The organism is Pseudomonas triclosanedens (genome assembly GCF_026686735.1).
GTDB classification, from domain to species: Bacteria; Pseudomonadota; Gammaproteobacteria; order Pseudomonadales; family Pseudomonadaceae; genus Pseudomonas; species Pseudomonas triclosanedens.
In genome coordinates, this window is record NZ_CP113432.1 from 3,120,422 (window position 1) to 3,146,231 (window position 25,810).

The following is a 25,810-nucleotide window of genomic DNA, read 5'->3' on the forward strand; positions in this document are numbered from 1 at the left end:
CACCGCCGTTCGCAGTTTCGACTCCGTCCAACGCTTCTCACGAACGCAAGGACGTCGACGATGAACTCCGCCCTTAAAACCCTGTCTGCCGCGCTGATGCTGGTTTCTGTGGGCATTCCACTGGCCCACGCCGAAGACTCTGCCCCACCTGCCAAGCCGATCACCCTGCCCGCCTCCGGCGTTCAGATGCCCGAAGAGTACGTGAAAGCGATAGCGCGTACGGCTTACCTCTGGGGCTGGCCAATGGTGAACCAGCTCAACCGCAGCCAGACCATCACCAAGGCGCCCCATCCCGGGCTGCTGGGCGGCATCCTGCCAGTGGCTCCGCGCGGTCACCTCGGCATGCTGCACAACTACATCACCCCCGACGAAACCTTCGTAACCTGTCCCAACCAGGACGTGGTCTACGGCCTGGGCTTCTTCTCCCTGGACGAGGAACCGGTGATTGCGCAGGTACCGGACTTCAGCGAGCGCTTCTGGGTGTACGCCATGTACGACCAGCGTACCGACCAGTTCGGCGAACTGGGCAAGCCCTACGGCACCAAGCCGGGCTTCTACCTGCTGGTAGGGCCGAATTGGAAAGGCGAGAAGCCCGAAGGTGTCGAGGCGGTCATTCGCAGCCCCACGGCACTGAACAACATCATCCCGCGCATCTTCATGGATGACACCGACGAGGACCGCGCAGCGATCCAGGAAAAGCTCAACCAGGTCGTTTTCTACCCGCTGAAGGATTTTGACGGGAAGATGAAGACCATCGACTGGAAAAACACTCCGGACATTCCCAACCCCAACGCCGCCAAGGCCAGCGGCGGGGAAACCCGCTGGGTGATCCCCGAGAAGTTCTTCGATCAGTTGCCACAGGTGCTGGAGATGGTGCCGCCGCAGCCGGGCGAAGAAGCACTGTATGCGCAGTTCAAGGCATTGGTGGACGCAGCCGCCAAAGACCCGGCCGTGAAGAAACTGCTGGTCGATACGGCAGTGAAAGCCGAAAAGGAGCTGATCGAGCCGTTCTTCCAGTGGAAGCACAACGGCACTCCGGCAGGCAATGGCTGGACCCGCTCGGCCAACAACGCACAGTTCGGCTACGACTATTTCAACCGCACCGCCACGGCCAAGTCGAATATGTTCGAGAACCGGCCGAACGAGACCCAGTATTTCTATACCGATTTCGACAATGGCGGCGCGCCGCTCAATGGCAGCCACAGCTACGAGGTGACCTTCGCCAAGGGCGAGGAGCCGCCCGTCCAGGGCTTCTGGTCGCTGACGCTGTACAACCAGCATCACCTGTTCAGCGCCAACAAGCTCAACCGCTACTCGCTGGGCACCAAGAACAAGGACTTGAAGCGCAACGCCGATGGTTCGCTGACTCTGTACGTCGGCCCCACCTCTCCGGGCCAGGACAAGGAAAGCAACTGGCTGCCATCGCCCAAAGAGCCGATCTCGCTCTACATCCGCTCCTACTGGGGCAAGGAGCCCATTCTTGACGGCAGTTGGAAACCCCCAGTGATCAAGAAGGTTCACTGACCCAGCGAAACAGGCGCTGGCACGCAAGCCTCCAGAGGTTCGAGCGCCAGCGTCGTCAACCGGCTTTGCCGGCGCCCCGCCCTCGGGCCGGTGTTCAGGCCCGAGCGGGCGTCAATCGAGTATCGCCACTGCCCGCACGAAGCCGGCGGAGGCGTGGCGGATCTTGTAGGGGAAGCAACTGACCAGGAAGCCGCAGTCGGGCAACTGCTCGAGGTTGGCGAGTTTTTCCATCTGCCCGTAGCCGATGTCACGCCCGGCCTTGTGCCCTTCCCAGATGATCGAAGCATCGCCGGAGGCGGCAAAGCGCTCGCGGGTGTACTTGAACGGCGCGTCCCAACTCCAGGCGTCGGTGCCCACCACCCGCACACCGCGCTCCAGCAGATAGAGCGTCGCCTCGCGGCCCATGCCGACGCCCGCCTCCAGATATCCCGGCTGGCCGAACAGACTGCCTGCGCGGGTATTCACCAGCACGATGTCCAGCGGCTGCAGCGCATGACCAATGCGCGCCAGCTCCGCCTCAACCTCCGCGGCGGTGACCACATGACCATCCGCCAGGTGGCGGAAGTCCAGCTTGACGCCCGGCTGCAGACACCATTCCAGCGGCAGCTCATCGATGCCGAAGGCCGGCTTGCCGCCGTCGGTGGTGGATGCGTAATGCCACGGCGCGTCCATATGGGTGCCGCTGTGGGTGGTGATCTGCAGGCGCTCCGCGGCCCAGGATTCGTCACCGGGCAGGTCCTGCTTGCGCAGCCCGGGGAACATCGCGGCCATCTCCGGCCAACCTTGCTGGTGGTCCATGTAGTCGATCTTCGGCAGCAAGGGGGGCGGATCGGTATAGGGGTTGTTGTCCAAGGTCACGGACAGGTCCAGCAGGCGGCGTTTGTTCAGGCTCATGCGGAGATTCCTTTGCGGGCAGCCGCACGATGGCGGCGCGATGGGACATCGAGGGCGTTGCGCAGCAGGGCCGCCACCGATCCATCGTGGCGGAAGCCGAGTTCGCGGGCCTTGGGCGTACGTAGCGGCGGGTAGGCGCCGAACAGCGCCTCCAGTCGCGGATCGGGATCGAAAGTGATGCGCTCTCGCCCTGCTTCACCGAAGCAGGACGCCAGCCCGGCAAGCACCTGGGAGATGGACAACTGCAGTACCGGCAGTTGCCAGACCCGCTGCTCGCCAGGGGCCTCCAGCTCGGCGGCGTGCAGGAGGTTGTCTACACAGCAGCGCGCCGACATCCACCAGGCGCAGGCCTCTGGCGACACCGGGCAGGTGTAGCTGTCCCCCGCCGCGTAGGCATGCAGCAGGTCGCTCATGAAGGCCGAGCGCAGGCCGTTGGTCTCGCGCGGGCGCGCCACGATGCCGGGCAGGCGCACCGCACGACCGTCCACCTCGCCGCGGCGCGCCAGGTCCTGCAGGGCGATTTCCACCATGCGCTTGTGCGCTGCGTAGGACAACTGAGGCGCGGTCGTCTGGTCCTCGTCCATCCGCGCCGGCAGCTCGCCGCCGTAAACGGCCACGCTACTGGCGTACACCAGCACCGGCGGCCGTGCGGCATTGCGCAACTGCTGCAACAGCTCGAGGCTGGCCTGCAGGTTGACCTGATAACCCAGCTCGTACTGCGCCTCGGCGGCGCCGCCAGGTACGCTGACCAGGTGGAACACCACATCGACGCCATCGGCCAGCACCCGGCGCAGCAAGGCCGGATCGGTGACGCTGCCGTGATGCCGGCGCAGGCGCGCATCGTCGGGCAGGCCTTCGAGCTTCTGGTCCAGCAGCAGCAAGGCCCCGATCTGCCGTCCGCGCAGCTCGCCCACTTCCAGCAGGCGCCGCACCAGCAGACGACCGACGAAGCCATTGGCCCCGCTGACCATCACGCGCATGGCCAGCCTCCTTGCACCACGCGCTGGTCGATGGCGCCGAACAATACTTCGCCTTCGCGACCACGCGCCTCCATACGCACGCGGTCGCCGAAGCGCATGAAGCCGGTACGCGGTGCGCCGTGAACAATGGTCTCGATGGCACGCCGCTCGGCGATGCACGCCGAGCCCACGGAACGGTCGGCGTTGGATACGGTACCTGAGCCGATCAGCGTGCCAGCGCTCAAGCGCCGCGTCAGCGCGGCATGGGCGACCAGCTCATGGAAGCCGAAGTGCATGGCGCCGCCGTGGGGGTGGCCGAACCATTCACCATTCCACTCCACCGTCAGCGGCAGGTGCACGCGGCCATCACGCCAGGCGCTACCCAGCTCGTCCGGAGTCACCGCCACCGGGGCGAAGCTGGATGCCGGCTTGGCCTGGATGAAGCCGAAACCGGTCTTCATTTCCCGTGGCGCCAACGCACGCAGACTGACATCGTTGAGCTGAAGCAGCAGACGCACGTGCTCCAGCGCGCGCTCGGCCGGGCAGCCCATAGGCACCTCGTCGAGCAGTACGGCGAACTCGCCTTCGAAGTCGATACCGTGGGCCTCGCTGGGCAGCGGGATGTCGGCGCGCGGACCGAGGAAGTCGTCACCAGCGCCCTGGTAGATCAGCGGGATGCGTTCGACGCCTTCGATGGGCTCAAGGTTGAAGGCCTTCTGCATCAGTTCGCCGTGGCTGAGGAAGCACGAACCGTCTAGCCATTGCCAGGCGCGCGGCAGCGGCGCAGCCAGTTGCGCAAGGTCCAGGTCGAAGGCACCGGCCACTGCATTGGCGTTGAGCCGCTGGTACAGACGCTGCAGGCCGGACTCCAGCAGTACCCAGTTGTCCAGCGCGGCCTGCAGGGTAGCGGCGATACCGCTGGCATCCACCGCCCGCGTCAGGTCCTGGGAAACCACCAGCAGGCGGCCATCGCGGCTGCCGTCGTCCAGGGTGGCGAGCTTCATGGCAGCAGCTCCTTCAGCTCATCGGCGTAGCGGCCGTCGAGGAGGATGAAGACCATCCGCGCCATCTGCTCGGTGCGGTTGCTCCAGGCATGGTTGGTGCCGCGCTGCACCACGATGTCGCCGCGCCTGAGATGCACCTCTTCATCGTCCAGCACCAGCCAGACCTCACCCTCGGTGACTATGCCGTAGTCCAGGGTCTGGGTACGGTGCATCAGCTTGTGCTTCGAGTCGGCCTTGCCGGTGCCAGCGTGGGATTCACCGATTTCGGCGAAGACCGCCGCGGCGTCTTCGGCACTGACCTGGTTCTGCACGCTGTCCGGTGGAATGTCCACTACGCGGATGACGCTGCCCAGCGGCCCTGGGCTCAATTGCAGCGGCTGTGCGGTGGGATCGTCGCCGCTGTCCAGCGGCGCGGGGCTGCCGCGGCTGTTCCATACCTCATAGAACAAGGTGCCGGGCACCGCCTTGAGCGGGAAGTTGTTCGGCGTCGGCCCGCAGCTTGCGACCACCGCCTGACCCTGGGCATCGTGGCCGGTGACCACGCGTTTGAATGGGGGAAGCTCTTGCATGTTGTCTCCTTTCAATTGCCGTCGCCGATGGTCGTGCCACCGTCGACGATGAGGTTCTGTCCGCTGATGAAGGCTCCGCCGGGGGCTGCCAGCAGCAAGGCCAGGGCAGCCACCTCTTCAGGCCGGCCGACCCGGCGCAGCGGCGTGAGTGCCAGGCGGCGCTGCATGACTTCGGGGTTGTCGGTGAGCGGGCGGGCGAAGTCGGTGTGGATCACCCCGGGGCTGATGGCGTTGACGCGGATGTTCGCCGGCCCCCACTCCACCGCCAGGTTGCGCGCCAGTTGGGCAAGGCCGGCCTTGGACAGGCCGTACAGGCCCAGGCCCTTGTTGCCGCGCACACTGGCAATGCTGGCCATCAGCACGACGCTGCCGCCGCCGTGCTCGGCCATGACCGGCAACAGCGCAGCAGTCAGCCACAGCGCACTGCGCAGGTTGACAGTAAAGGTCAGCTCCCAGTCGGCATCGCTGGCGCTGCCCAGCGGCCCCATGTGCGGTGCGACGCCAGCGTTGCAGACCAGCACATCCAGCCGGCCGAGATGTTCCAGAGCCCGATGCGCCAGTGCATGAACGGCGTGCGCATCACACAGGTCGGCGGGCACGGCCATGACGTCGATGCCCTCCTCCGTCAGCGTATTGACCACTCGCGCGCAGTCTTCGGCGTTCTCGCTGCTGATCACCAGGCGCGCGCCAGCGCGGCCATATTCGCGGGCGATGGCCAGACCGATGCCACGGGTAGCGCCAGTAATCAGCGCAGCCTTGCCGGCCAGGGAGAACAGCGCGCTCATGCCTGGCTCGCCAGCAGGCCGGCAATGATTCGCCGGGCACGGTTGGCGCCGGCATCGACATGAATGTCGACCATCGACCGCTCGCCAAAACGCAGCAGGTTGCGGTACTGCGCCTCGATCACCTGCTTGTCTTCATCGAAGGTCAGGCGGGTCTGCTCCAGTACCCGGCGCAGGTTCTCCTCCGGGGCGGCCACGGGGTTGGTCGCCTGAGTCCAGAAGTAGTGGCAGGTTTCCTTGGTTTCAGGAGTCACGCCGTGGAAGCCGCGCAAATGGAAGCCGCCTCGGTCTGCCGTATCGATGGGCTCGCTGCCGGCGTCAACCGCGCCGGTCCAGATGCACAGGTGCGAGGGCTGGAATTCGATCTCCTGCCAGCGGTCGATACGTCCCTTGAACGGATAGGCATCGCAGTACGTGGGCGGAGGTTCGGAGTCGAGCATGTGGCGCACCACCCGGACCGACTGTTCATCGCCGCTGACGTGCATCTGCGCATTCATGTGGATGTGCGCGTTGCCACCGATGGTGCGCAGGTGTACATAGCCCAGGTGGCTGAGGTCGAGCAGATTGTCGTGGATGAGCTGCCAGGGTGCCGCGTAGTGGTAGACGTCGCCACCGAAGCAGTACTGGCCGCTGTCGTGGTGCGGGTAGGCCGGTGGTTCGCGGTCAGGAACGATGTGCGAGTCGCTGCCGTGCCAGAGCCAGAGGATATGGTCTCGCTCGCGCAGGACGAAAGCCTTCACCAGTGCCTTGCCAGGTACCTTGGCCTGACCGGGGATTTCCAGGCAGCGTCCGTCGGCGCCGAACAGCAATCCGTGGTAGCCGCAGCGCAGGCCGCCGCTTTCCAGGGTGCCAAGTGACAACGGCAAGGCACGGTGGCAGCAACGGTCTTCCAGCGCGGCGACACCGCCGTCGGCGGTGCGGAACAGCACCAATGGCTGCCCGAGCAATGTGCGCGCCAGCGGCTTGCCGGACAGTTCCCAGGAAAAACCGGCGACGTACCAGCGGTCCTGCGGGAAGTCCGGCCCGCTGGCGGGGACGACGGTGGCGATGGGGTTGGGAATCATCGGTGGCTCCTCAGAGGTCGAGTACCAGGCGCGGGCTCCTGGAGCGTGAGCAGCAGGGCGTGAACTGATCGTTGCGGGCATGTTCGGCATCGGTCATGAACAGGTCGCGGTGCTCCGGCTCGCCGGCCAGGACGCGGGTAACGCAGGTGCCGCAGATGCCCTGTTCGCAGGACAGCGGAATGTCCACGCCGGCCTCCAGCAGCACATCGGCGACGCTGCGCTGCGGTGGAATCAGGAAGCATTGCCCGCTGCTGGCCAGTTGGACTTCGAAGCTGCCGCTGGCGACTTGCGGCTCGGGCGCGGCGGCAAAGTACTCCCGATGCAGGCGCGTCTCGTCCCAGCCGGCCTGGCGCGCGCTGTCAAGCACATGGGCAATGAAGCCGGCAGGCCCGCAGACGTACAGGTGTGTGTCGTCATCCGGCGCAGCAAGCAGGCGCTTGGCGTCCAGGCGCTGGCCGGCGGGGCCGTCGTCGAAATGCAATTGCACCTGGTCGGCGTAGCTGGACTGCCCCAGGCGCCCGAGGAAGGCCGCGCGTTCCACCGAGCGACAGCAATAGTGCAGCTCGAAAGCGGCATTGCTCTGAGCGAGCCGTTCGGCCATGCAAAGAATCGGCGTAATGCCGATGCCACCGGCCAACAGCAGGCTGCGGCCCGCCTCATGAGCCAGCGGGAAGAGGTTGCGCGGTTCACTGATGCGCAGCCGCATGCCCTCTTCCACTGCCTCGTGCAGGCAGCGCGAGCCACCGCGCGAGGCCGGGTCGAGGAGCACGCCGATCTGGTAGCGGTCGCGCTCGCGCGGGTCGTTGCACAGGGAGTACTGGCGCACCAGCCCGTTGGGCAGGTGCACGTCGATATGCGAACCGGCGCTGAACGGCGGCAGGCTGGAGCCATCCAGAGCGCGCAGTTCCAGGCCGAGGATATCCTGCGCCTCGCGCTGGCGACGGCTCACGCGGACCTCAAGCATCGCCGGCCTCCTTCGCAGACTCGGCGACCGTACGCTCTTGGGCGATCAGCCGGTCGAGTACGCGGCGGGCGCGGATCGCTCCGGCATCGCCGACCAGCAACACCGGCTTGAGTGACCAGAACTCGGCGTCGCCCATCATCGCCTGCTGGGCTTCGAGCATCGGCAGGTCTTCGGCGGCGAATGGCCGACGGATCGCCTCGACCTGTTCACGGGCCAGTCGCTCGCCCAGCGGGCCCATTTCCCTGGGGAAACACATGGCGAACCAGTAGTGGGTGGTCTTGCCGGTTTCCGGGGTGAACAAATGGGGAATCGGGTTGCTGACCCCTTCGCTACGCGGCCGTCCGGTAGGCACCGCACCAGCGTAGAGCAACATGTTGGCGGGGGCATCCCAGCGCACGTCGATCCAGCGATCCACCGGGGTGCCCAGGGGGATGTTCATCGCCTGGTAGAGGAAGTCCGGCATTATCTCGGCCACGGTCTGGCGGTTCGACCAGACACTGTCGCCCTCCTGCTCGACGCTGGTGATCGCACTCTTCACACCCTCGCCGCCGAGAGTCGAAGGATGCAGAAACTCGACGTGGCTCAAGTCCATGATGTTGTCGGTTTCCAGCACATAGTTGGCCTTGGCGTGCAGGTATCCCTTGCCGACGTACCAGTGCTCCGCATCCATGCAACTGAAGTCCGGAATGCGCTGCGGATCGGCCAGTGCGGGGTCGCCCATCCATATCCACAGCAGGCTGTGGCGCTCCACCAGGGGATAGGCCTTGACCTTGGCTGCCCGGGGGACGGTGCCATCGCCGTGGGGGTTGTGGCTGCAGGCGCCGCTGCTGTCGAAACGCAAGCCGTGATAGGCGCACTGCACCTCGTCACCCTTCAGGCAGCCCATGTGCAGCGGCGCGAAACGGTGCGGGCAACGGTTGCCGATGGCCCGGGCGATGCCCTGGCTGTCGCGGTAGAGCAGCACGGGCTCATCCAGCAGGGTGCGCGGGAAGAGTTGTCCCGTTTCGACCTCGTTGTCCCATGCGGCGGCATACCAGGTATTACGCAAGTAGCTCACGCTCATGTCCTCGTTCTTGTTGTCGTGATCAGGCCAGCGCCTGAGCCTTGGTCTGCCGCCCCAGCAGCAGGCACAGTGGAGCCAGCGCGAGCTGGGCCAGCGCCACCAGCAGCAGGGCAAGCGGCAACTGGCTGGCGACGCCGCCGGTAAGCGCCAGAATCAGAAGCGGACTGACGAACTCACCGGCGAAGATCGATGCAGTGAAGCCACCGGTGGCGCGGCCGCGCTGGTCGAAGCCGACCTGCTGCATCACCTGGGTGATCAGCGTCGGCAGCAGCAGCCCCACTCCCAGCCCGTTGAGCAGCACGGCGAGAACCACCGGCGCCTGGCTGGATGACAGCGCCATCAACCCTCCCCCCAGCCCGGCCGTGGCGAAGCCCAGCGCCAGGAGACGGCGCGCCGGCAAGGCTGCGAGCAAGCGGAAGGTCAGCGCGCCGGCCAGCACGCCGAGCTGGTTGGCGCCCATGGTCAGGCCGATCTGCTGCGGGCCATCGACATGCAGCAGTTGCAGCAGATAGCCCGCTTGTACCGGCACGATGAACAGGCTGACGCCGGCCAGCACGGTAAGCAGGTACAACGGTGCCAGCGCGGTCCAGGGGAACGTTGCCGCGCTCGGCGCTTGCAGCTCGACGCGGCGCGCCTGCGGTTCCCACAGCAACGCGGCCATCAGCGGCAGGCACAGCACGCCCACGGCGTAGAGCGCAAAGGGCGTGCGCCAGCCGCTCTCCCCCAGCGCGCCGCCCAGTCCCATGAACAAGGCGGCGGACAACGAGGTGGCGACCATCTGCAGCGCGAACAGGCGCTCGCGGCGCGGGCCATCGAAGTAATCGCCCATCAGCGTGGTGCAGCAGGTCATGATGCCCGCTTCGGCCAGGCCGATGCCGGCGCGGCTGGCAACGATCAGCCCGAGGGAATCCAGCCACAGCGGCAGCACCCCGCACAGGCTGTAGAGCAGCATGCTGGCCAGCAGCAGCGAGCGCCGGCCGACGCGGTCCGCCAGCACGCCGGCCAGCGGCGCGAGGAAGGCGATCACCAGCGCCGGCAGGGTCAGCGCCACCGGCACCAGCACAGCGGCGCCGGAGGCTTCGGCGAAGTGCGCCTGCATGCGCGGCAGCACCGGCGCGATGAGCACCGCGCCGAGCACCGGCAGGCAACTGCCGAACAGCAACAACAGGGCTTGCGCGTTACCGGCGCGGCGCTCAGTGCTCATGGCGCACCTCCGCCAGCGGGCAGTGGGCGGCGCCGTACTGGATCAGGCCGGCGCGCAGTTCGCGCCACAGGGTCTTCAGGCAGGGCATGGAGTCGTCCTCTTGTTCTGGTTGTGCGGACTCAGCGCCCCTGGCTGCAGGCCAGGGGCATGGTGGCGTGCTGCTGGCAGCAGGCGCTGTCGTGATGGATTTCCTGCAGGTGGTGCGCCGGCGCGGCAGGTTGCGCCTGCTCGCGAGACTGGCGCTGCGGCAGGAGGAAGCAGGCCAGCGCCGGCAGCAGGATCAGGGCGCCAACCATGTTCCAGACGAACATGAAGGCCAGCAGCACCCCCATGTCGGCCTGGAACTTGATGGGCGAGAAGACCCAGGTTCCCACACCGATGGCCAGGGTCACGCCCGTGAGCATCACCACCTTGCCGGTGAACAGCAGCGCACGGTAATAGGCTTCGGACAGGCTGGCGCCCTGGCGCAGTTGCGCCAGCACGATGCTCATGACGTACAACGCATAGTCCACGCCAATGCCCACGCCCAGGGCGATCACCGGCAGGGTCGCGACCTTCACGCCGATGCCCAGCGCCACCATCAGCGCCTCGCAGAGGATCGAGGTGAGCACCAGCGGCAGCACCGCACAGAGCACCGCGCGCCAGGAGCGGAAAGTCACCAGGCAGAGCAGGATCACTGCACCGTAGACCCACCAGAGCATGTCGCGGCTGGCCTGTTTCACCACCTGGTTGGTGGCTGCCTCGATGCCCGCGCTGCCGGCGGCGAGGAGGAACGTCGCCTGCTCGCTGTCGTTGTCGCGCGCGAAGGCCTGCACGCTGTCGACGACATGCGCGAGTGTGTCGGCCTTGTGGTCGGTGAGGTAGGCGTAGAGCGTCAGCAGGCTACAATCATCGTTGTACAGGCCACGTGGCGCGTTGGCGGTGACCATGTTCAGGGTCGCCTGGTTGTTCACCAGCTCGTACCACTTCGGGCTGCCTTCGGAGAGGCCCACCAGCACGCGGCGGTTGAGCAGCGCCAGCGAATTGGTCGAGTCCACGCCGGGCAGGCCGCGCAGTTGCCAGTCCAGCTCATCCACACGCTTGAGGGTGTCGTAGGCCGAGCAGGCGCCGGGCGGGGTCTGCACCATCACCGCGAAGACGTCGCTGCTGGCGCCGTAGTGGGCGGTGACGAAAGCATTGTCGCGGTTGTAGCGCGAATCCGGACGCAACTCGGGAGCGCCGGCATCGAGGTCGCCGACCTTGAGGTGAAGGCTCACGGCATAGCCACCGGCGGCCATCAGCGCGGCTACGGCGATGCAGGCGGCGGCCCAGCGACGACGGGTGAACAGGTCGAGGAAGCGCCACAGCGCATGCTTGTCCGCCCCGCTCGCCTCGGCTTCTTCGGCGCGCAGGCTGCGCCGCGCCGCGCGGGCGCTGACACCCAGGTAGGAAAGCAGCACCGGCAGCAGGATCAGGTTGGTGAAGATCAGCACCGCCACGCCCAGGCTGGCGATCACCGCCAGGTCCTGGATCACCTGGATACGGATGATCATCAGCACGGCGAAGCCCACGGCGTCGCACAGCAGCGCGGTGAGACCGGCGAGGAACAGCCGGCGGAAGGTGAAGCGCGCCGCTACCAGGCGATGCATGCCGCGGCCGATGTCCTGCATGATGCCGTTCATCTTCTGCGCGCCGTGGCTCATGCCGATGGCGAACACCAGGAACGGCACCAGCACCGAATACGGGTCCAGCTCGTAGCCCAGCAGCGGCAGCAGGCCGAGCTGCCAGATCACCGCCACCAGGGAGCAGATCACTACCAGCGCGGTGCTGCGCACGCAGCGGGTGTACCAGTAGAGCACCGCGGCGGTGATGGCGATGGCGGCGGCGAAGAACAGCAGGATCTGCTTCAACCCGTCGATCAGGTCGCCCACCACCTTGGCGAAGCCGGTGATGTGGATGTCCACGCCCTGCCCCTGGAAGCGCTCGCGCAAGCGTTCCAGTTCCTGGGCGAAAGCCGTGTAGTCCAACGCCTGGCCGTCCGGGGTCTTCTCCAGCAAGGGCACGTAGAGGATGCTCGAACGCTGGTCGAAGGCCACCAGTTGGCCGATCTCATTGGAGCGTTCGACGTTGCGCCTGAGCGCCTCCAGGCTGGCGGCGCCGCCGTCATAGCCGTCGGGAATCACCGGGCCGCCTTCCAGGCCGTCCTCGGTCACGCCGGTCCAACGGGTCGAGGGCGTCCACAGTGACTTCATCGCGGCGCGATCGACGCCGGGCAGCAGATACACCGCATCGTTGAGCTGTTGCAGGCTGTGCAGGTACTCCTTGTCGTAGATGCTGCCGCGCGGATTCGCCACGGCGAGGCGCACGGCGTTGCCGAGCCCGGCCAGCTCCTGGCGGTGCTCCAGGTAGTTATGGATGAAGGGATGCTCGCGCGGGATCATCTTCTCGAAGCTGGCGTTGAGCGTCAGGCGCGTGGCTTGCCATCCCAGCAGCAGGGTCGCCGCCAGGCACAGCAGCAGGACCAGCGCACGGTGGTTGAACAGCGCGCGCTCCAGCAGCGAGCCGGAAGCGCTGTCGAAGTCGTCGAGGTGGCCGCTGGACGGCGCAGGGGAAGTGTTGGCGTGCATGGCTCAGTCCGCGCGAGAGGGTTGGGAAGAAGGCGTCAGGCGACGCGCGCCGGCCATGCCGACAGCCACGGTGGCGCCGTCGGCGGCGGTAATGGCAGCCGTCAGCGGCAGGCCGTCGGACACGGGTAGCGCTTGCACGGCGAAATGATCCAGGCCGCTGCGCAGGAGCATCCCGGCCTGGCTGGCGAGCAGCAGTTGCCCGTCGGCCACGCGGATGCCGTTGATCGACGCGGGAATCGGATTGGCCAGCGGCTGGAAGCTTTCGCCGGCATCGTCGGAGGCGAACAGGGTCCCACGCAGCCCGCCCACCAGCAGGCGTCCGCCGGGCAGCACGGCGGCGGCGAAATAGCTGCCGTCGTAGGGGCCTTGCAATGCGTCGAAGTGGGCGCCGTCATCGCGGGAACGCAGCAGCAGGCCCTGCTCCCCGGCGACATACAAGTCGCTGCCGCGACGGGCCAGGGCGTACAGATGCAGCCCGCGCCGATTCGGCAAGCGCTCCATCGCGGATTGCCAACTGCGCCCGCCGTCGGCGGTACTCAGCGCCAGGCCATAGGCACCGACCACCAGGCCGTGGCGGGCATCGGCGAAGCTCAGCGCCAGCAGCGGTTTGTCGGCTCCATCGGCCACCAGGCGTTGTGCGCTGGCGACGCGGGCAGCATCGTCGGACGCCTCGGCAGCCCGCTGCTCCAGGGCAGCGGCACGCTTGCCGTCGAGTTGCAGGGTCCAATGCTCGCCGCCGTCATCACTGCGCAGCACCACGCCGGCATGGCCGACAGCCCAGCCAGTCCGCGCATCGATGAACTGTACGGCAGTCAGGCCGACACTCACCGGCACCGCGGTGGCCTGGCGCCAGGTCATGCCGCTATCGTCGGAGAGCAGCACGACACCGCGCTCACCCACTGCTACCAGGCGCTCACCGGCACGGGCCACATCCTGCAGCACCGCGTGCAGGGCCTGCGGGCCATGCACAGCGGGCTGCGCCAGGACATCCACGCCGTTTCCGGCATGGGCGGCAGGTACGGCACAACAGGCTGCCAGCAGCCAGCCGCAGAGAGTCTTCTTCATCGCACGCAACCTTTCTTCTTTCTTGTAATCGGTACCACGGGATCGCAACGGGGCTTCCTGCAGGAGCGCGGTGGCGTCCGGCCCATGCCCTCGATCGCGGGCATGGCAGGCTCCTGCAGGTGATCCACTTCCCCTTTAGCGCACGCCTTCTCCGGCCATCGCGTCGGCAGTGAATACCGAGTCCTTGTAGGGCGGCACGATGCGGTACTGCTCGCTCTTGCCGGCGAACAGGTCACCGGCGAACCAGGCCCCGGAGAGCAGGTCGTAGAAGCCGTTGGTGAGGGTCACCACGCCAGGCAGGTCAGGCATCACCACCGGCGAAGTCCAGACCACCTTGGCCAGTTGGTTGCGGGCGTCGTAGCGCTCGCCCAGCACGGCGGCCCAGGTGTCTTCGTCGAGGTAGTAGGTGCTTCTCGGCATCACGTGGCGCTGGCCGTCCTTCAGGGTCGCTTCCACCACCCAGACGCGGTGCAGCTCCCAGCGGATGGCGTCGGACTTCAGATGGTGCGCATCGAGCATCGATTCGGCGCTGGGGGCGGTGAAGACCTTGTTGGCGTTGTAGGGGATGTACATCTCCTTCTTGCCCAGCAGCTTCCAGTCGAAGCGGTCGACGCGGCCGTTGAACACATACAGCTCATCGAAGCTCATGACTCCGGCGGTAGCCGGCGTCGGGGTGTCGCAGCAGGCATTGGGCAGGCGGCGCACACGGCGCTGGCCGGGCAGGTAGGTCCAGACCGCAGCCTTGTCGGCATTGAGGTTCTCAAGGCCGGTGATGGCTTCGCCGGCGCGCAGCGGCGGGCCGTCGTTGATCATGCGGATGGACCAGAATACGCCCTTCTCGCCGCTGCCACCTGGCAGGTACCAGGGCATCTGGAAATCACCGCGCGAATCGTTGGTCAGCACGTGCTTGCCGTCGGCGGTGGTCAGGTACTGATTGAAGTTCGAGTGCCAGGAGGCCCCCCGCCAGCGCAGCAGGTGGTTCCAGATGGCCTCCACGCCATTGGCCGGAATCGGGAATGGAATGCCCCCTGCGGCTCCTTCGGGCATCGGCCCGGCGGGCCCATCCACCAGCCTGCCGCTGGTGGCGTTGGCGAAGGTCGCGTCGTATACCGACTGCGGCGCGGCGGCGCTGCGATGGGTTGCGTAGACCTCCAGGCGATAGCTGTCGGGGTACTTCTTCAGCATCGCCTGAATACCCGGAGTCAGCTTGTCGGCGTACTGCGCCATGTTCTGCGCGGTGATGGTCAGTTGCGGCTTCTCGCTGGCGAAGGGGTCGCCGCGCTTGCCGCCCTCCTTGTAGGCCGGATCGACCTGGGTGTAGCCACCGGTCCAGGCCGGTATGCTGCCGTCGGCGTTGCCGGCGCGCTCGCCGCCCAGCGGAGTCAGGGTGGTCTTGAGCTTGCCCGCCTCCTCGGCGGACACCGCGCCGAAGGCGCCGTGGGCGAACAGCAGGGAAGCACTCAAGGCGGTGAGCAGGGAAACGACTTTCTTGTTGTGTTTCATCGGGCAGTCCTCGGTCAGAAGGTGCGGCTGACGGTGAAGGCGATGAAGTCGCGGTCTTTCAGCGACTGTTCGAAGGTGTAGTGGTTGTCGGCGTCGAGGAAGGTGTTCTCCGGGCCGTAGTAGTGCGTGTAGGTCAGGCCCAGGTTCCAGGTATTGAGGTAGTTGCCCTTGAGGCCGATGTTCAGGTCGCCGCCGTGGTCGGTGCCGAAGCCTGTACCGAGCGCTTCGGAAGCGCCGTTGGTGTAGCTCGCGCCGATGGGCACCGAGAGGTCGAGGCCGGGGTAGATCTGCCGGTACATCGGTTCGAACACCAGGCGCAGGCTGGTCGCGTCGCGGTCGGCGTTGGGGTCGAGCGCATCGGCGTTCTTGCTCACGCTCATCACCCGGTTCCAGGCGATCTCGCCGAGGAAGCTGGATTCGGCGGCAACGAAGTTCGGCTCCAGGCTCGCCAGCCAGGAGAAGTTGGCGTGCAGCGTGCGGCCGGTGGCGTACACCGGGTCGTCGTCGTTGTCGATCGCCTCGCCCGGCGCCAGGGCGTGCTGGCTGGTGGAGGCCAGCGGCTGGTTCCAGCGGGTGGACAGCTCGCCCGCCACGTTGAAATTGCCCAGGGTGGTGGAGAAGCTCGCGCCCAGCGCCTCGATGCCTTCGGGGTAGACCCAGTAGAACTCGCCGGCCTTGCCGCTGACTGGGTTGAGGTTGGCGAAGTCCGGGCGCACGTTGAGCTGCGGGCTCTTATCGTGGAAGCGGATGGCGTAGACGCCCCAGTCCACCGTCTCGGTGCGCCAGCGCAATTGCACGCCACCCTGCCCCGAGTCCTTGGCTTCCTTGTCGTTGCCGCGATAGAAGGCCAGCGGCTGGCCGCCGGGCATCACCGGCGCGCCGACGAACATGCGCTCACCGCCGTCGCCGAAGAAGTCGTCGTTGGAGAAGTAGCTGCCAGCGGCCGGCAGGCGGTTGGCTTCCCACTCGAACTGGTAATAGGCGCCCAGGGAGACGTCCGGGGTCAGCTGCAGCTGGCCGGAGACCTGCTGCACCGGCCGGATCAGTTCCTTGAACTGGGTGTTGGGCACCGACAGGCCCTTGACCACGTCGACCGGTGCCATGCCGCCGGCGATGCCGTTCATGCCGTAGAACAGGCTCTCGCCCCACTGCATGGCATAGCGGCCCAGGCGGCCGGATACCGGCATCTCGCCGATCTCGGTCTTGCCGAAGATGAAGGCATCCAGCAGCTCGCCCTTGCGCCCATGCAGGGTGCGGGTATCGTCGGTGAATTCGTCGTAGCCCACCGAGTAGCTGTTGGCGCGGCCGGGATCGTTGTTATCGGTGCCGCGGTTGTAGACATCGTCATACCAGGCCGCACCGCTGACCCGGGCGCCAACATTGCCGTAGGTGATGTCCAGCTCGGAGAGCAGGTCCAGGCGGTTGGAGATCAGGCCCTTGTCGAAGTTGCGGTCGCCGTCGTCCAGGTTCAGCGCGGTCTGGCCTTCGGTGAGCTTGCTGCTGGGGTCCTGGGTGCGCCAGGCAGCGCTGTACTTCAGGGTGTTGTCCCAGCGCGCCCGCAGGTCGGGGTTGCCGGTGCCGAATTCGAAGGCCTGCGCATGGCTGGTGGCGGCCAGCGCGACAATCGCCAGGGTGATGGGTTTGAGCGGCGGCAGTGGCCGCGCGGTTGCACGCGTACGAGTCAACATCGGGGTTTCCTCTTTCTTGTTCTTCTGCGTCGGTGTTGGCGGTTGTGAGCCGTGGCGCGCCATCAAGGCAGGGCGCGCCGGGCGTTGGTTCAGATGGGGCGCGCGGTGACCTCCAGCATCTGCCTGACCAGGCCGATGCGGTCGAAGGACGGGTCGCGCTGGATCTCCTTCTCGCCGGCCAGCAGGGACATCTCGCTGATGAATTTGCAGCGCTCGAAACGGCGCCCCATGAAGCGCTGCAACTGGTCCTGCAGATCGCCACCGGCGGTGAGTTCCTCAGCCAGCACCACGGCGTCCTCGATGGCCATGCCGGCGCCCTGGCCCAGGTGCGGCGTGGTCGCATGGGCGGCGTCGCCGATCAGCAGCACGCGGCCTCGGTACCAGGGCTCGTCGACGAACACGGCCTCCAGCGGCTTGTAGACGACCTCGGTGCCATCGACGATTCGCTCGCGCAGCTCGCCGATCAGCCCGCCGAAACCGGCCAGGCGCTGGCGCAGGCCATCGGCGAGGCTGGCCGGGTCCATCCAGGGGTTGCCCGGTTCGTGGGAGGTGGTGAAGAGGTACATCAGGTCATCGGCCAGCGGCACCAGCCCGGCGTTGCCCGATGGGCCCTGATAGTTGGCCAGGTGATCGATACCGGCGGCACGCGGGAAGTTGTGGCGCCATACCGACTGACCAGTGAACTGCGGCTGGTAGCGGTCGCCGAAGATCAGGCCGCGAACCCTGGAGAACAGCCCGTCGGCACCCACTACCAGGGCGTAGCGGCCCTGGCTGCCGTCGCTGAACAGCACGTCGACGCCACTGGCGTCCTGCTCGAGGCTTTCCACCGAGGTGCCCAGGCGCACCTTGGTGCCCAACCCGATGGCGGTCTCGCTCAACACCTTGTGCAGGGCGCGTCGGGATATACCGACGTTTGCCGGATACTGCGGACCGGCCAGGCGCTGGCCGGGAATGCGCGCCAGTTGTTCACCCTGCGTGGTGTAGATGGCCACGTCCTCGAAGGCGTAGGCCGCGTCCAGGTAGGCGTCGAGCAGGCCCAGGCGATGCATCTCGCGCACCACGTTGCTCTGCTGGATGATGCCGACGCCGTAGACCGTCCACTGGGTCTTCAGCTCGACCAGATCGACCGCTATACCCTTGCGGCGCAAGGCGATGGCGGCGCACAGCCCGCCAATCCCGCCACCCACGATCAGCACATTGCTCACAGAATTCATGGCATTTCTCACGTGTTGTTCTTGTTGTCCGCCGCGCCGGGCGCGGTGGCCGTTTCCTGTGCCCTGGGCACAGCTTCCCGGCGGGGCCGGGCTTTGACTAATCGAGTCCGCGGATGCGACCTATCGCGTGGCGCGATACCTCACGCCTCCAGTTGCTGCAGCGGCAATAGCAGCCACCCGTCGACCTCCCGGTGTTGCAGTGCCGCCAGCCTTTCCCCGCGGCAGGGGCCATGCACGCAGGCTCCGTCAGCGGGGCGAAAGCGCGCGCCGTGGGCGTAACAGACGACCCACTGGCCATCGGCGCTGAGGAAGCGGTCCTTGCGGTACTCCAGCGGTACCGAAAGATGCGGACAGCGGTTGCGGTACACGCGCACCTGCCCCTGGTGGCGAAGGGCGAACAGACTGTCCGCCCCTCGGCCCTGCGGGTCGAAGCCGCGCGACCGGCCCTCGCCCAGCTCGTCGAGCCGGCATAGCGCCACGCATTCCACGTTTCAGCCCTGCTTGGGCGGCGGGCCGCTGGGCGCCCATTTCTCCCGCGAGGTGAAGAGGAACAACTGCGAGTTGTCCGCCGACATCGGCGCCTGGCGCGCAGCCCAGGCGTCATCGTGCTTGTCCATGTCCGCGTCGTACTCGATGTGACAGCCCAGCGGGCTGTTGAAGTACCAGAACCAATTGGAGCCAAGCAGGTGGCGGCCGGGGCCCCAGAAGCTGGTCCAGCCCTTCTGCTGGAAGCGCGTGCCGGCCAGCAATACCTCGGTACCGCTGCCCAGGTGGAAAGTGAAGTGCTCGCAGCCCTGCATATGCGGCGGAGTCTGGATCATGAACAGGCAGTGGTGGTCGTCCATGCCGGCGGTGCGCATGAAGGGGCCGACACCGACGAAGCTGTCGGTGGTGACGAAGCCCAGGCGGTCGCGGTAGAAGGCTTCACCCTTGGCGGCATCGGGTACGAAGTACACGACGTGGGACAGAGTGCGCGGCAGCGCCGGCATATCCGGGGTGATGCCCAACTGGTTGAGCGGGCGCTGCGGCTCGCTGCCGGGGGCGTTGGTCAGATCGGCCGGCGCCTCGAAGGCTCGCCGCCAGGACACCTGGAAAGCGATGGCGAAACCCAGGTCGTCCACAGTGTGCAGCGCGCCGTTATCGTCGCGGCGCACCTCGCGGTCGCGCCCCAGTTCGTCGGCGATGGCTTCCAGGTCCGCGGCCGATGCCACGCCGTAGATGGTTTCGCGCAGCGACGGGGTCGGCCCCAGGGCAGGCGGCAGGCTCGGATCATCGCCACGGCGGATGATGATGGCGGTGCCGTCCAGTGCCTCGAATCGGCCACCGTCGGCATCCAGTTGGGCGGCCGTGAGGCCGTAGTCACGCAGGCAATCGGCACAGGCCTGAATATCGTCGACGCCGAACACCAGTGCGTCGAGTCCGAGAATTTTCATGGCTACCACTCCATTGAAATTATGTTCGGCGCCAGGCGGGGGGCGCCGGTGGTGGGTCGCCGCGGCTCAGCGGCCGCTCGACTGGAGCGCAGGTTGATGGCTCGCCCGGCTGGCTGACCAATCGCATGTGGGGATGCGAGGCATCGGCAATCGCGATACCTGGCTCGGCAGGCATGGCGCGGGGCGTTTACCGCCCACTCAGGGCGAAACGGTATTGACGGAACGGGAACGCGGCCCGAAGGTATCGCGAAAATAACTACAAGAATCGTGAGCTATCGCCATGCGTTTTCACCACCTGGACCTGAACCTCCTGGTGGCGCTGGATGTGCTGCTCGAAGAGCAGAACATCACCCGTGCCGCCGAACGCCTGCACATGACCCAGTCAGCCACCAGCGGCGTTCTGGGGCGCCTGCGCACCTTCTTCGAGGACGAGCTGCTGGTGCAGGTCGGGCGCAAGATGCAGCCCACACCCTATGCCCTGGAGCTGGCCACGCCGGTGCGCGAGGTGCTGCTGACCATCCGTTCGTCGATCACCGCCAAGCCGGTGTTCGACCCCACCAGCAGCAAGCGCCACTTCCGCCTGGTGACCTCGGACTACCTGATCAGCGTGCTGTTCGCCCAGGTCATCCAGAAGATCCATCAGGAAGCACCGCACATCACCTTCGAGATGCTCAGTCCCGGCGACAACAGCGCCGAACTGTTGATGCGCGGCGAGGTGGACATGATGATCGTGCCCGAGCGCTACCTCATCGATGGCCATCCGGCACAATTGTTGTTCGAGGAGGACCACGTCTGCGTGGTCTGGCGCGACAGCCCCGCCGTCGGCGAATCCCTCACCCTGGAACAGTACATGCAGATGGGCCACATCTCGGTGGGATTCGGACGCAACCGGCACCTGAGCATCGAAGACTGGTTCATGAGCCAGTACGGCTTCAATCGCCGCCTGGAAGTGATCACCAATGACTTCAACACGCTGCCGCAACTGCTGGTCGGCACCCAGCGCGTGGCCACCATGCACCGCCGCCTTGCGGAGTTGTACGCGCGCTACCTGCCGCTGCGCATCCTGCCGCCGCCGGTGAAGATCCCAGTGATGCGCGAATTCATGCTCTGGCACCGCAGCATGGACGGCGACCCCATGCACCGCTGGCTGCGCGAGCGCATCCGCGACTTCATCCAGAGCGTCGACCAGCAAGCGGACGCCCTTCACGCCGGCAACTGACCCGTTGCCATCGCCCCGGCCAACTCAATCGCGCCGGGGCATCGCGTTTCACGATACCTCGCATCCCCACTCGCGATTGGCCCCGCCCCACTCTGCCTGCGTACCTTGCCTGCGAACCGCGCCCTGCGTGCCTGCCGCTGTTTCCGGGCGCCGGCCTCAACGACCGCAGAAGGACAAGAAGAATGTTCCGTTACTTCCCCACCAATTACGTCTGGAATCTCTCGGTGGACCTGGCCATCGAGATGGGCGCCCGCCTGGGCGAGATCGAGGAAATGTGCGCTCCGCTGCAGGAGGCCGCCAGGCAGCCCGATGCCGCCGGCACCCAGGCATTCCGCGAGACCTGGGCGAAGATGGCCGACAAGCTCTGCGGCCTCGCCGAGGAAGACGAAGCCGCCGGCCGCCGCCTTTCCGCTGGCGAGAAGTACAACCGCGCCGCCACCTACTACCTCACCTGCGAACGCCTGCAGGCCCACGGCGCGCCGGGCCGCGAGGCGCTGTACCGGCGCTTCCTCGAAACCTTCGCCCGTGGCATCGACCTGGCGAAGGAAAACTGCGAGCGGGTGGAAATCCCCTACGAGGGCAAGCACCTCTCCGGCCTGCTGGTGCGCGCCGAGGGCGTCGACGGCCCGGCGCCGCTGCTGGTGCAGGTCAACGGCCTGGACTCGACCAAGGAGATGAAATACCGCGTCGGCCTGCCGGCCTGGCTGGCCAGGCGCGGCGTGTCCTCGCTGATCATTGACCAGCCCGGCACCGGCGAAGCGCTGCGCCTGCACGGCCTGACCGCGCGCTACGACAGCGAACACTGGGCCAGCCGCGTGGTGGACTGGCTGGAGACTCGCCCGGAAGTCGATCCCAGACGCATCGGCCTGGAGGGCGTTTCCCTGGGCGGTTACTACTGCCCTCGCGCCGTAGCCTTCGAGCCGCGCTTCGCCTGCGGCGTAGTCTGGGGCGCCAATCACGACTGGCGCGACGTGCAGAAGCGCCGCCTGGAGAAGGAAGGCAACTTCCCGGTGCCGCACTACTGGGCGCACGTGCAGTGGGTCTGGGGGGCCAAGGACATGGACGAGTTCATGAGAATCGCCGAGAACGTACACCTCGACGGCGTACTCGACCGCATCCGTGTGCCCTTCCTGGTCACCCACGGCGAGAAGGACTCGCAGATCCCGCTGAAATGGGCGCACCGTACCTACGAGCAACTGGTGAACAGCCCACGGCGCGAGCTGAAAATCTTCACCGAGCGCGAGGGCGGCGTGCAGCACTCGAGCTTCGACAACAGTATCAACGCCGGCCACTACATCGCCGACTGGGTCGCCGAAACCCTGGGCGGCCACACCGCCTGACAGCCCTTGCGCCGGAGTTCCCGGCGCTGCTCCTGCGGGGTGTCGGCCCCGCCTTCCACGGCGCCCAGGGGCGCCGTTTTTCCTGCGCCCCGCCCAGGGCTTGCAGATTCGCTGCCATGCGCACCGGGGCTACCGCTCCGAGAAGCTATCTCGGGCCGGCGCTTTCGGTACGGCGCCGGCCTCGCCTTCACAGATTCATGTCAGTTCAGGCGGGCGTACGAGTGCCGTGGAAGGAAGCGATACGCCATCCCTCCTCGCTCCTCACCCAGAGCTGGGTGGCAAAACCTTCGGCACGGATCGGCTCGCCACCACCGCGCTTCTGCAACAGGTTGCACTGCGGGCCGCTCATCAGCGCCAGGCCATCGCCGAACAGCCGCAGCGTCAGCTCGCCGCGCTCCACCGCCAGGTAGCGCACGGCGTGGCGTGCATAGTCCAGGTACTGCGCCTTGTCCTGCACCAGTCCGGTGGTGTGTACATACAACAGCTCATCGGCAAACAGCTCATCCAGCCGCGCATGGTCTTCTTGAATCAATGCGCGCTGACGTTCGGCTTCCAGATTCAGCAACAGATCACGAATGGTCTTCATGGGTTTTCCCCTGGTGGTTGATGGACGAGCGCATCCTCGCCTTCGCCACTCCCGGGGAAAAATCGCCGATCATCATGCCAGGCATCGCCACTCCCGATACCCGCCCGGCAACGCCGGGAATTCGCCTGGAGCCCGCAGGCCATGCAGTCTGCGCCAGGTATCGACGGCATCGATGGATAGCCATCGACAGCATCTGATGGTGCCGGCTCCCATGATCGCCCTAGCCTGCCGGCAAACAACAAGACGAGGAGAGTCCGTCCATGGGCGCCCTGCACCTGCACTGCTCCACCCTATTCGATGGCACCGGCCTGGATACGCGCCAGCGACACACACTGATCGTCGAGGGCGGCGTCATCCGCCATGTCGGGCCGACGGCCGAAGCGCCCCTTCCAGCGCCGGGCGACCGCGAGGTCCACGGCGACTTCGTGATGCCGGGGCTGGTGGATGTGCATACCCACCTGGCCTTCGGCAACGCACAGAGCGAGGAAGACATCGATATCTGGACCAGCGATGAGTTCCGCGCCCTGCGCGGGCTGTTTTTCGCCCAGCATGTACTGGCCGCCGGCGTCACCTCGATGGTCTGCCCCGGCGACAGCGGCCAGCTCAGCATCGCCGTGCGCAACACGGTCAACGCCGGGCTCTTCGAAGGCCCGCGCATCGCCGCCAGCAGCCGCGTGATCACCAACCGGCAGAGCCTAAACGACTGGTTCCCCAGCCGGGTCGGCGCGCCGGAATACTTCACCGCCGCGCTGGTCACCAGCCGCACCCAAGCCATCGCGGAAATCCGCAAGCAGGCCAAGGATGGTGTCGACCTGATCAAGATCGCAATGGACGGTACGCACCGCCGGCCCAATGGTGAAATCATCGCCGCCTTCACCGCCGAGGAAACCCGCGAGATGGTCGAGGAAGCCCACCGCCTGGGTTGCCGCGTCGCCACCCACGCCTATGGCCGTGAAGCGGTGATGTACGCTGCCAAGGCCGGCGTCGACCTGGTCTTCCACGCCTTCTACATGGACGATGCGTGCATCGAGGCTCTGCTGGAGGCCGGCAGCGTGCTCGCCCCGACCATGACCTTCCCGCAGAACACCGTGGACTTCTGCCAGCCTCACGACCCAGCCATCGCTACCGGCTATGCCGGCTACTGCGCACGCACGCTGGAGCTGGGCACCCCGGTACTCAAGCGCGCCAAGGCTGCCGGCATTCCCTTCGCCTGCGGCAGCGACAGCGGTTTTGCCGTGACGCCCTACGGTGAATGGCATGCCCGTGAGCTGGAACTGCTGGTGCGCCGGCTGGACTTCACTCCGGCCGAAGCCCTCTACGCCGCCACCAATGTCGGTTCGCGCCTGATGCCCCGCGGCGAAACCCTGGGCACTCTGGAACCAGGCAAACAGGCCGACCTGCTGGTCCTCGACGGTTCGCCGCTTAAGGACATTCGCATTCTCCAGGACCGCAACCGCCTGCAGGCCGTATACAAGGCCGGCGAACCGGTACGTGTCAGACATACCGCCTACAACCCCAAGCTGGTGTCGGACTTCAACTCGCTGAAGTGGACCGACCTCTATACCCGCGACCGTGTCACCCAACTGGGCAAATGGAGCCAGTGAACATGACCCTTCTCGATTTCGAACTGGCCGCGCGTCTGGCCGCCGCCACCCTGCGTCAAGCGCGCGCCCGGGGCGTGCGTCCGCTGGCTGCTGCCGTGCTGGACGCCGCCGGCCATCCGCTGGCCGTGTTGCGCGACGAACAGGCCAGCTTCCTCCGCCCGCAGATCGCCACCGGCAAGGCGCGCGGCTGCCTGGGGATGGGCTTCGGTGGCCGCGAGCTGGCGCGCCGTGCCCAGGCCATGCCGGCGTTCTTCGATGCGATCAACAGCCTGACCGGCGGCGAGGTGGTCCCAGTGGCCGGCGGCATCCTCCTGCGCGACGATGAGGGACGGTTGCTGGGGGCCATCGGTGTCAGCGGCGATACCTCGGACAACGACGAGCGCTGCGCGCTGCTGGCCATCGAGGAAGTCGGTCTACGCGGCGAGACGGGCGATCCTCAGCCCTGATCGAGCTTTGCGGCCTGCTCCGCCAGCAGTTGGCGGAGCCAGGTCAGTGCGGGGTCCGATGCCTGCTGCGGATGCCATTGCAACACCTGCGATGCAGCAGGAAATTCGATCGGTGACGGCAGCACGCGCAACGGATAGCGGCGCGCCAGCGCCTCTGCCTGGCGGCGGAACAGCGTGGCAATACGTGGCGTACCGACTACAAACTCCCCCATCAGCGAAAAGCTCTGCACCGCCACTGCAACCCGCCGCTCGATGCCAATCTCGCGCAGGTGCTGGGTATCCAGCGACAGGTTCTGGCCATCGGTGAACTCGCGTATCACGTGCTCGGCGGCGCAATAGGCAGCCAACCCGAGCTGCTCTGCGTGCGCAGGATCGCAAGCGCAAACGACACAGCACAGCTCATCAAGAAGCAGGGCCTCATGGGGGTAGCGCGGATTGATCCGCTGTTGCGGGACTATCACCAGGTCGCTGCGCCGATATTCCAATGCCTCGGCCACCACATCGCCGTCACGCGGCCGCGGCAGGTCGCGCAACACCAGCGAGGCAGCGGGGGCTTGGCGCGCCAGTTCACGGCTGACCGCCGGCAGCAGAGTGGCCGCAACATAGTCCGAGGCCACCAGGATAAAGCGCCGCTCGCAACGGGCGGGCTCGAAAGCCGTGGAGGTTTCCACCACCTCCCCGGCCAGGCTCAGCACCTCGCGGACCCTGGGCGCCAACTGACGCGCCAGTGGAGTCAGCTCCAATCCACGGCCAACGGGGACGAGCAGCGGATCCCGGAAGTGCTCGCGCAGGCGGCCCAGCGCGGCACTGGTCGCCGACTGCCCGAGATTGAGGCGCTGCGCCGCCCGGCTGACGCTGCCCTCTTCGAGCAACGCATCCAGGGCGACCAGTAGGTTGAGGTCCAGACGTCGGTAGCGCATGAGCGACTTATACCCAAACGCCCTGGATCGAAGGATCGCATTTGGCGCTACCAGGTATCGCTGCCGGTACTACTTTCCCACGCACCGACAAGCGCGTATCTGTGCCGGGAGCTCCTTCTGGCACAGCGAGGCGGTGCCTGCTGCCAGTGAAGACTGTGG

Annotated in this window: 24 protein-coding genes; 6 read left to right on the plus strand and 18 right to left on the minus strand. The window is 66.6% G+C overall.

The window, feature by feature from the left end; translation table 11 throughout:
* Positions 1 to 60: 60 nt before the first annotated feature.
* The gene (locus tag OU419_RS14440) at positions 61 to 1,524 is read left to right on the plus strand and encodes a DUF1254 domain-containing protein (protein WP_254476498.1); all 1,464 of its coding nucleotides are present in this window, start codon (positions 61 to 63) and stop codon (positions 1,522 to 1,524) included.
* Positions 1,525 to 1,635: 111 nt separating this feature from the next.
* On the opposite strand, the gene OU419_RS14445 is transcribed toward OU419_RS14440, so the two are convergent.
* The 16 genes from OU419_RS14445 to OU419_RS14520 form a co-directional block, all read right to left on the minus strand.
* The gene (locus tag OU419_RS14445) at positions 1,636 to 2,418 is read right to left on the minus strand and encodes a cyclase family protein (protein ID WP_254476497.1); all 783 of its coding nucleotides are present in this window, start codon (positions 2,416 to 2,418) and stop codon (positions 1,636 to 1,638) included.
* Entirely contained in the window at positions 2,415 to 3,398 is a 984-nt protein-coding gene (locus OU419_RS14450) for an NAD-dependent epimerase/dehydratase family protein (protein WP_254476496.1), read from the minus strand. The genes OU419_RS14445 and OU419_RS14450 overlap by 4 nt, the downstream gene beginning before the upstream one ends.
* The gene (locus OU419_RS14455) at positions 3,389 to 4,381 is read right to left on the minus strand and encodes a fumarylacetoacetate hydrolase family protein (protein ID WP_254476495.1); all 993 of its coding nucleotides are present in this window, start codon (positions 4,379 to 4,381) and stop codon (positions 3,389 to 3,391) included. The genes OU419_RS14450 and OU419_RS14455 overlap by 10 nt, the downstream gene beginning before the upstream one ends.
* The gene (locus OU419_RS14460) at positions 4,378 to 4,950 is read right to left on the minus strand and encodes a cupin domain-containing protein (RefSeq protein WP_254476494.1); all 573 of its coding nucleotides are present in this window, start codon (positions 4,948 to 4,950) and stop codon (positions 4,378 to 4,380) included. The genes OU419_RS14455 and OU419_RS14460 overlap by 4 nt, the downstream gene beginning before the upstream one ends.
* Before the next feature lie 11 nt (positions 4,951 to 4,961).
* Positions 4,962 to 5,735, minus strand: coding sequence for an SDR family NAD(P)-dependent oxidoreductase (locus OU419_RS14465; protein ID WP_254476493.1), 774 nt, complete (start codon positions 5,733 to 5,735; stop codon positions 4,962 to 4,964).
* Entirely contained in the window at positions 5,732 to 6,796 is a 1,065-nt protein-coding gene (locus OU419_RS14470; protein WP_254476492.1) for an aromatic ring-hydroxylating dioxygenase subunit alpha, read from the minus strand. The genes OU419_RS14465 and OU419_RS14470 overlap by 4 nt, the downstream gene beginning before the upstream one ends.
* A 10-nt stretch (positions 6,797 to 6,806) precedes the next feature.
* On the minus strand, positions 6,807 to 7,760 hold the full coding sequence (locus OU419_RS14475) for a PDR/VanB family oxidoreductase (protein ID WP_254476491.1): 954 nt from the start codon (positions 7,758 to 7,760) through the stop codon (positions 6,807 to 6,809).
* Complete coding sequence (locus tag OU419_RS14480) at positions 7,753 to 8,817, minus strand: aromatic ring-hydroxylating dioxygenase subunit alpha (RefSeq protein ID WP_254476490.1); 1,065 nt, start codon at positions 8,815 to 8,817, stop codon at positions 7,753 to 7,755. Before OU419_RS14480 ends, OU419_RS14475 begins: the two co-directional genes overlap by 8 nt.
* A 28-nt stretch (positions 8,818 to 8,845) precedes the next feature.
* Positions 8,846 to 10,027, minus strand: a complete 1,182-nt coding sequence (locus tag OU419_RS14485) for an MFS transporter (protein ID WP_254476488.1) — start codon at positions 10,025 to 10,027, stop codon at positions 8,846 to 8,848.
* A 119-nt stretch (positions 10,028 to 10,146) separates the two neighbouring features.
* On the minus strand, positions 10,147 to 12,633 hold the full coding sequence (locus OU419_RS14490; RefSeq protein WP_254476486.1) for an efflux RND transporter permease subunit: 2,487 nt from the start codon (positions 12,631 to 12,633) through the stop codon (positions 10,147 to 10,149).
* A 3-nt stretch (positions 12,634 to 12,636) separates the two neighbouring features.
* On the minus strand, positions 12,637 to 13,698 hold the full coding sequence (locus tag OU419_RS14495) for a WD40/YVTN/BNR-like repeat-containing protein (protein WP_254476484.1): 1,062 nt from the start codon (positions 13,696 to 13,698) through the stop codon (positions 12,637 to 12,639).
* Positions 13,699 to 13,833: 135 nt separating this feature from the next.
* On the minus strand, positions 13,834 to 15,201 hold the full coding sequence (locus tag OU419_RS14500) for a DUF1329 domain-containing protein (protein WP_254476483.1): 1,368 nt from the start codon (positions 15,199 to 15,201) through the stop codon (positions 13,834 to 13,836).
* 14 nt (positions 15,202 to 15,215) lie between these two features.
* The gene (locus tag OU419_RS14505; protein WP_254476481.1) at positions 15,216 to 16,889 is read right to left on the minus strand and encodes a DUF1302 domain-containing protein; all 1,674 of its coding nucleotides are present in this window, start codon (positions 16,887 to 16,889) and stop codon (positions 15,216 to 15,218) included.
* Between the two features lie 89 nt (positions 16,890 to 16,978).
* The gene (locus OU419_RS14510; protein ID WP_254476480.1) at positions 16,979 to 18,103 is read right to left on the minus strand and encodes an FAD-dependent oxidoreductase; all 1,125 of its coding nucleotides are present in this window, start codon (positions 18,101 to 18,103) and stop codon (positions 16,979 to 16,981) included.
* Between the two features lie 140 nt (positions 18,104 to 18,243).
* On the minus strand, positions 18,244 to 18,591 hold the full coding sequence (locus tag OU419_RS14515; RefSeq protein ID WP_254476478.1) for a Rieske (2Fe-2S) protein: 348 nt from the start codon (positions 18,589 to 18,591) through the stop codon (positions 18,244 to 18,246).
* A 3-nt stretch (positions 18,592 to 18,594) separates the two neighbouring features.
* Complete coding sequence (locus OU419_RS14520; RefSeq protein ID WP_254476476.1) at positions 18,595 to 19,536, minus strand: VOC family protein; 942 nt, start codon at positions 19,534 to 19,536, stop codon at positions 18,595 to 18,597.
* 280 nt (positions 19,537 to 19,816) lie between these two features.
* Between OU419_RS14520 and OU419_RS14525 the strand changes: the two genes are divergently transcribed.
* Together OU419_RS14525 and OU419_RS14530 are read left to right on the plus strand one after the other, a co-directional pair.
* Positions 19,817 to 20,755, plus strand: coding sequence for a LysR family transcriptional regulator (locus tag OU419_RS14525; RefSeq protein WP_254476474.1), 939 nt, complete (start codon positions 19,817 to 19,819; stop codon positions 20,753 to 20,755).
* Positions 20,756 to 20,937: 182 nt separating this feature from the next.
* Complete coding sequence (locus OU419_RS14530; protein ID WP_254476472.1) at positions 20,938 to 22,095, plus strand: alpha/beta hydrolase family protein; 1,158 nt, start codon at positions 20,938 to 20,940, stop codon at positions 22,093 to 22,095.
* Positions 22,096 to 22,300: 205 nt separating this feature from the next.
* Here OU419_RS14530 and OU419_RS14535 read toward each other — a convergent pair whose 3' ends face one another.
* Positions 22,301 to 22,681 carry a nuclear transport factor 2 family protein gene (locus OU419_RS14535; protein WP_254476470.1) on the minus strand — a complete coding sequence of 127 codons (381 nt, stop codon included), beginning with the start codon at positions 22,679 to 22,681 and terminating at the stop codon, positions 22,301 to 22,303.
* A 20-nt stretch (positions 22,682 to 22,701) separates the two neighbouring features.
* On the opposite strand from OU419_RS14535, the gene OU419_RS14540 reads away from it, so the two are divergent.
* From OU419_RS14540 to OU419_RS14550, 3 genes are all read left to right on the plus strand, one after another.
* Complete coding sequence (locus OU419_RS14540) at positions 22,702 to 22,878, plus strand: hypothetical protein (RefSeq protein WP_254476468.1); 177 nt, start codon at positions 22,702 to 22,704, stop codon at positions 22,876 to 22,878.
* Between the two features lie 63 nt (positions 22,879 to 22,941).
* Positions 22,942 to 24,285 carry a metal-dependent hydrolase family protein gene (locus OU419_RS14545; protein WP_254476466.1) on the plus strand — a complete coding sequence of 448 codons (1,344 nt, stop codon included), beginning with the start codon at positions 22,942 to 22,944 and terminating at the stop codon, positions 24,283 to 24,285.
* Between the two features lie 2 nt (positions 24,286 to 24,287).
* A complete protein-coding gene (locus OU419_RS14550) occupies positions 24,288 to 24,731 on the plus strand; it encodes a GlcG/HbpS family heme-binding protein (protein WP_254476464.1) in 444 nt (147 codons plus the stop codon).
* On the opposite strand, the gene OU419_RS14555 is transcribed toward OU419_RS14550, so the two are convergent.
* Positions 24,722 to 25,651 (minus strand): LysR family transcriptional regulator, encoded by a 930-nt coding sequence (locus tag OU419_RS14555; RefSeq protein WP_254476462.1) that lies wholly within the window; start codon positions 25,649 to 25,651, stop codon positions 24,722 to 24,724. The two genes, OU419_RS14550 and OU419_RS14555, sit on opposite strands and share 10 nt — an antisense overlap.
* Positions 25,652 to 25,810 lie beyond the last annotated feature (159 nt).

Excerpts from the sequence above, each read along its gene's own strand:
- OU419_RS14525 (WP_254476474.1), top strand. The coding sequence starts at position 19,817 with ATGCGTTTTCACCACCTGGACCTGAACCTCCTGGTGGCGCTGGATGTG.
- OU419_RS14540 (WP_254476468.1), top strand. The coding sequence starts at position 22,702 with ATGGACGAGCGCATCCTCGCCTTCGCCACTCCCGGGGAAAAATCGCCG.
- OU419_RS14535 (WP_254476470.1), bottom strand. The coding sequence starts at position 22,681 with ATGAAGACCATTCGTGATCTGTTGCTGAATCTGGAAGCCGAACGTCAG.
- OU419_RS14455 (WP_254476495.1), bottom strand. The coding sequence starts at position 4,381 with ATGAAGCTCGCCACCCTGGACGACGGCAGCCGCGATGGCCGCCTGCTG.
- OU419_RS14545 (WP_254476466.1), top strand. The coding sequence starts at position 22,942 with ATGGGCGCCCTGCACCTGCACTGCTCCACCCTATTCGATGGCACCGGC.
- OU419_RS14460 (WP_254476494.1), bottom strand. The coding sequence starts at position 4,950 with ATGCAAGAGCTTCCCCCATTCAAACGCGTGGTCACCGGCCACGATGCC.
- OU419_RS14510 (WP_254476480.1), bottom strand. The coding sequence starts at position 18,103 with ATGAATTCTGTGAGCAATGTGCTGATCGTGGGTGGCGGGATTGGCGGG.
- OU419_RS14450 (WP_254476496.1), bottom strand. The coding sequence starts at position 3,398 with ATGCGCGTGATGGTCAGCGGGGCCAATGGCTTCGTCGGTCGTCTGCTG.
- OU419_RS14475 (WP_254476491.1), bottom strand. The coding sequence starts at position 7,760 with ATGCTTGAGGTCCGCGTGAGCCGTCGCCAGCGCGAGGCGCAGGATATC.
- OU419_RS14520 (WP_254476476.1), bottom strand. The coding sequence starts at position 19,536 with ATGAAAATTCTCGGACTCGACGCACTGGTGTTCGGCGTCGACGATATT.
- OU419_RS14490 (WP_254476486.1), bottom strand. The coding sequence starts at position 12,633 with ATGCACGCCAACACTTCCCCTGCGCCGTCCAGCGGCCACCTCGACGAC.
- OU419_RS14465 (WP_254476493.1), bottom strand. The coding sequence starts at position 5,735 with ATGAGCGCGCTGTTCTCCCTGGCCGGCAAGGCTGCGCTGATTACTGGC.
- OU419_RS14440 (WP_254476498.1), top strand. The coding sequence starts at position 61 with ATGAACTCCGCCCTTAAAACCCTGTCTGCCGCGCTGATGCTGGTTTCT.
- OU419_RS14550 (WP_254476464.1), top strand. The coding sequence starts at position 24,288 with ATGACCCTTCTCGATTTCGAACTGGCCGCGCGTCTGGCCGCCGCCACC.
- OU419_RS14485 (WP_254476488.1), bottom strand. The coding sequence starts at position 10,027 with ATGAGCACTGAGCGCCGCGCCGGTAACGCGCAAGCCCTGTTGTTGCTG.
- OU419_RS14500 (WP_254476483.1), bottom strand. The coding sequence starts at position 15,201 with ATGAAACACAACAAGAAAGTCGTTTCCCTGCTCACCGCCTTGAGTGCT.
- OU419_RS14530 (WP_254476472.1), top strand. The coding sequence starts at position 20,938 with ATGTTCCGTTACTTCCCCACCAATTACGTCTGGAATCTCTCGGTGGAC.
- OU419_RS14495 (WP_254476484.1), bottom strand. The coding sequence starts at position 13,698 with ATGAAGAAGACTCTCTGCGGCTGGCTGCTGGCAGCCTGTTGTGCCGTA.
- OU419_RS14555 (WP_254476462.1), bottom strand. The coding sequence starts at position 25,651 with ATGCGCTACCGACGTCTGGACCTCAACCTACTGGTCGCCCTGGATGCG.
- OU419_RS14445 (WP_254476497.1), bottom strand. The coding sequence starts at position 2,418 with ATGAGCCTGAACAAACGCCGCCTGCTGGACCTGTCCGTGACCTTGGAC.
- OU419_RS14505 (WP_254476481.1), bottom strand. The coding sequence starts at position 16,889 with ATGTTGACTCGTACGCGTGCAACCGCGCGGCCACTGCCGCCGCTCAAA.
- OU419_RS14470 (WP_254476492.1), bottom strand. The coding sequence starts at position 6,796 with ATGATTCCCAACCCCATCGCCACCGTCGTCCCCGCCAGCGGGCCGGAC.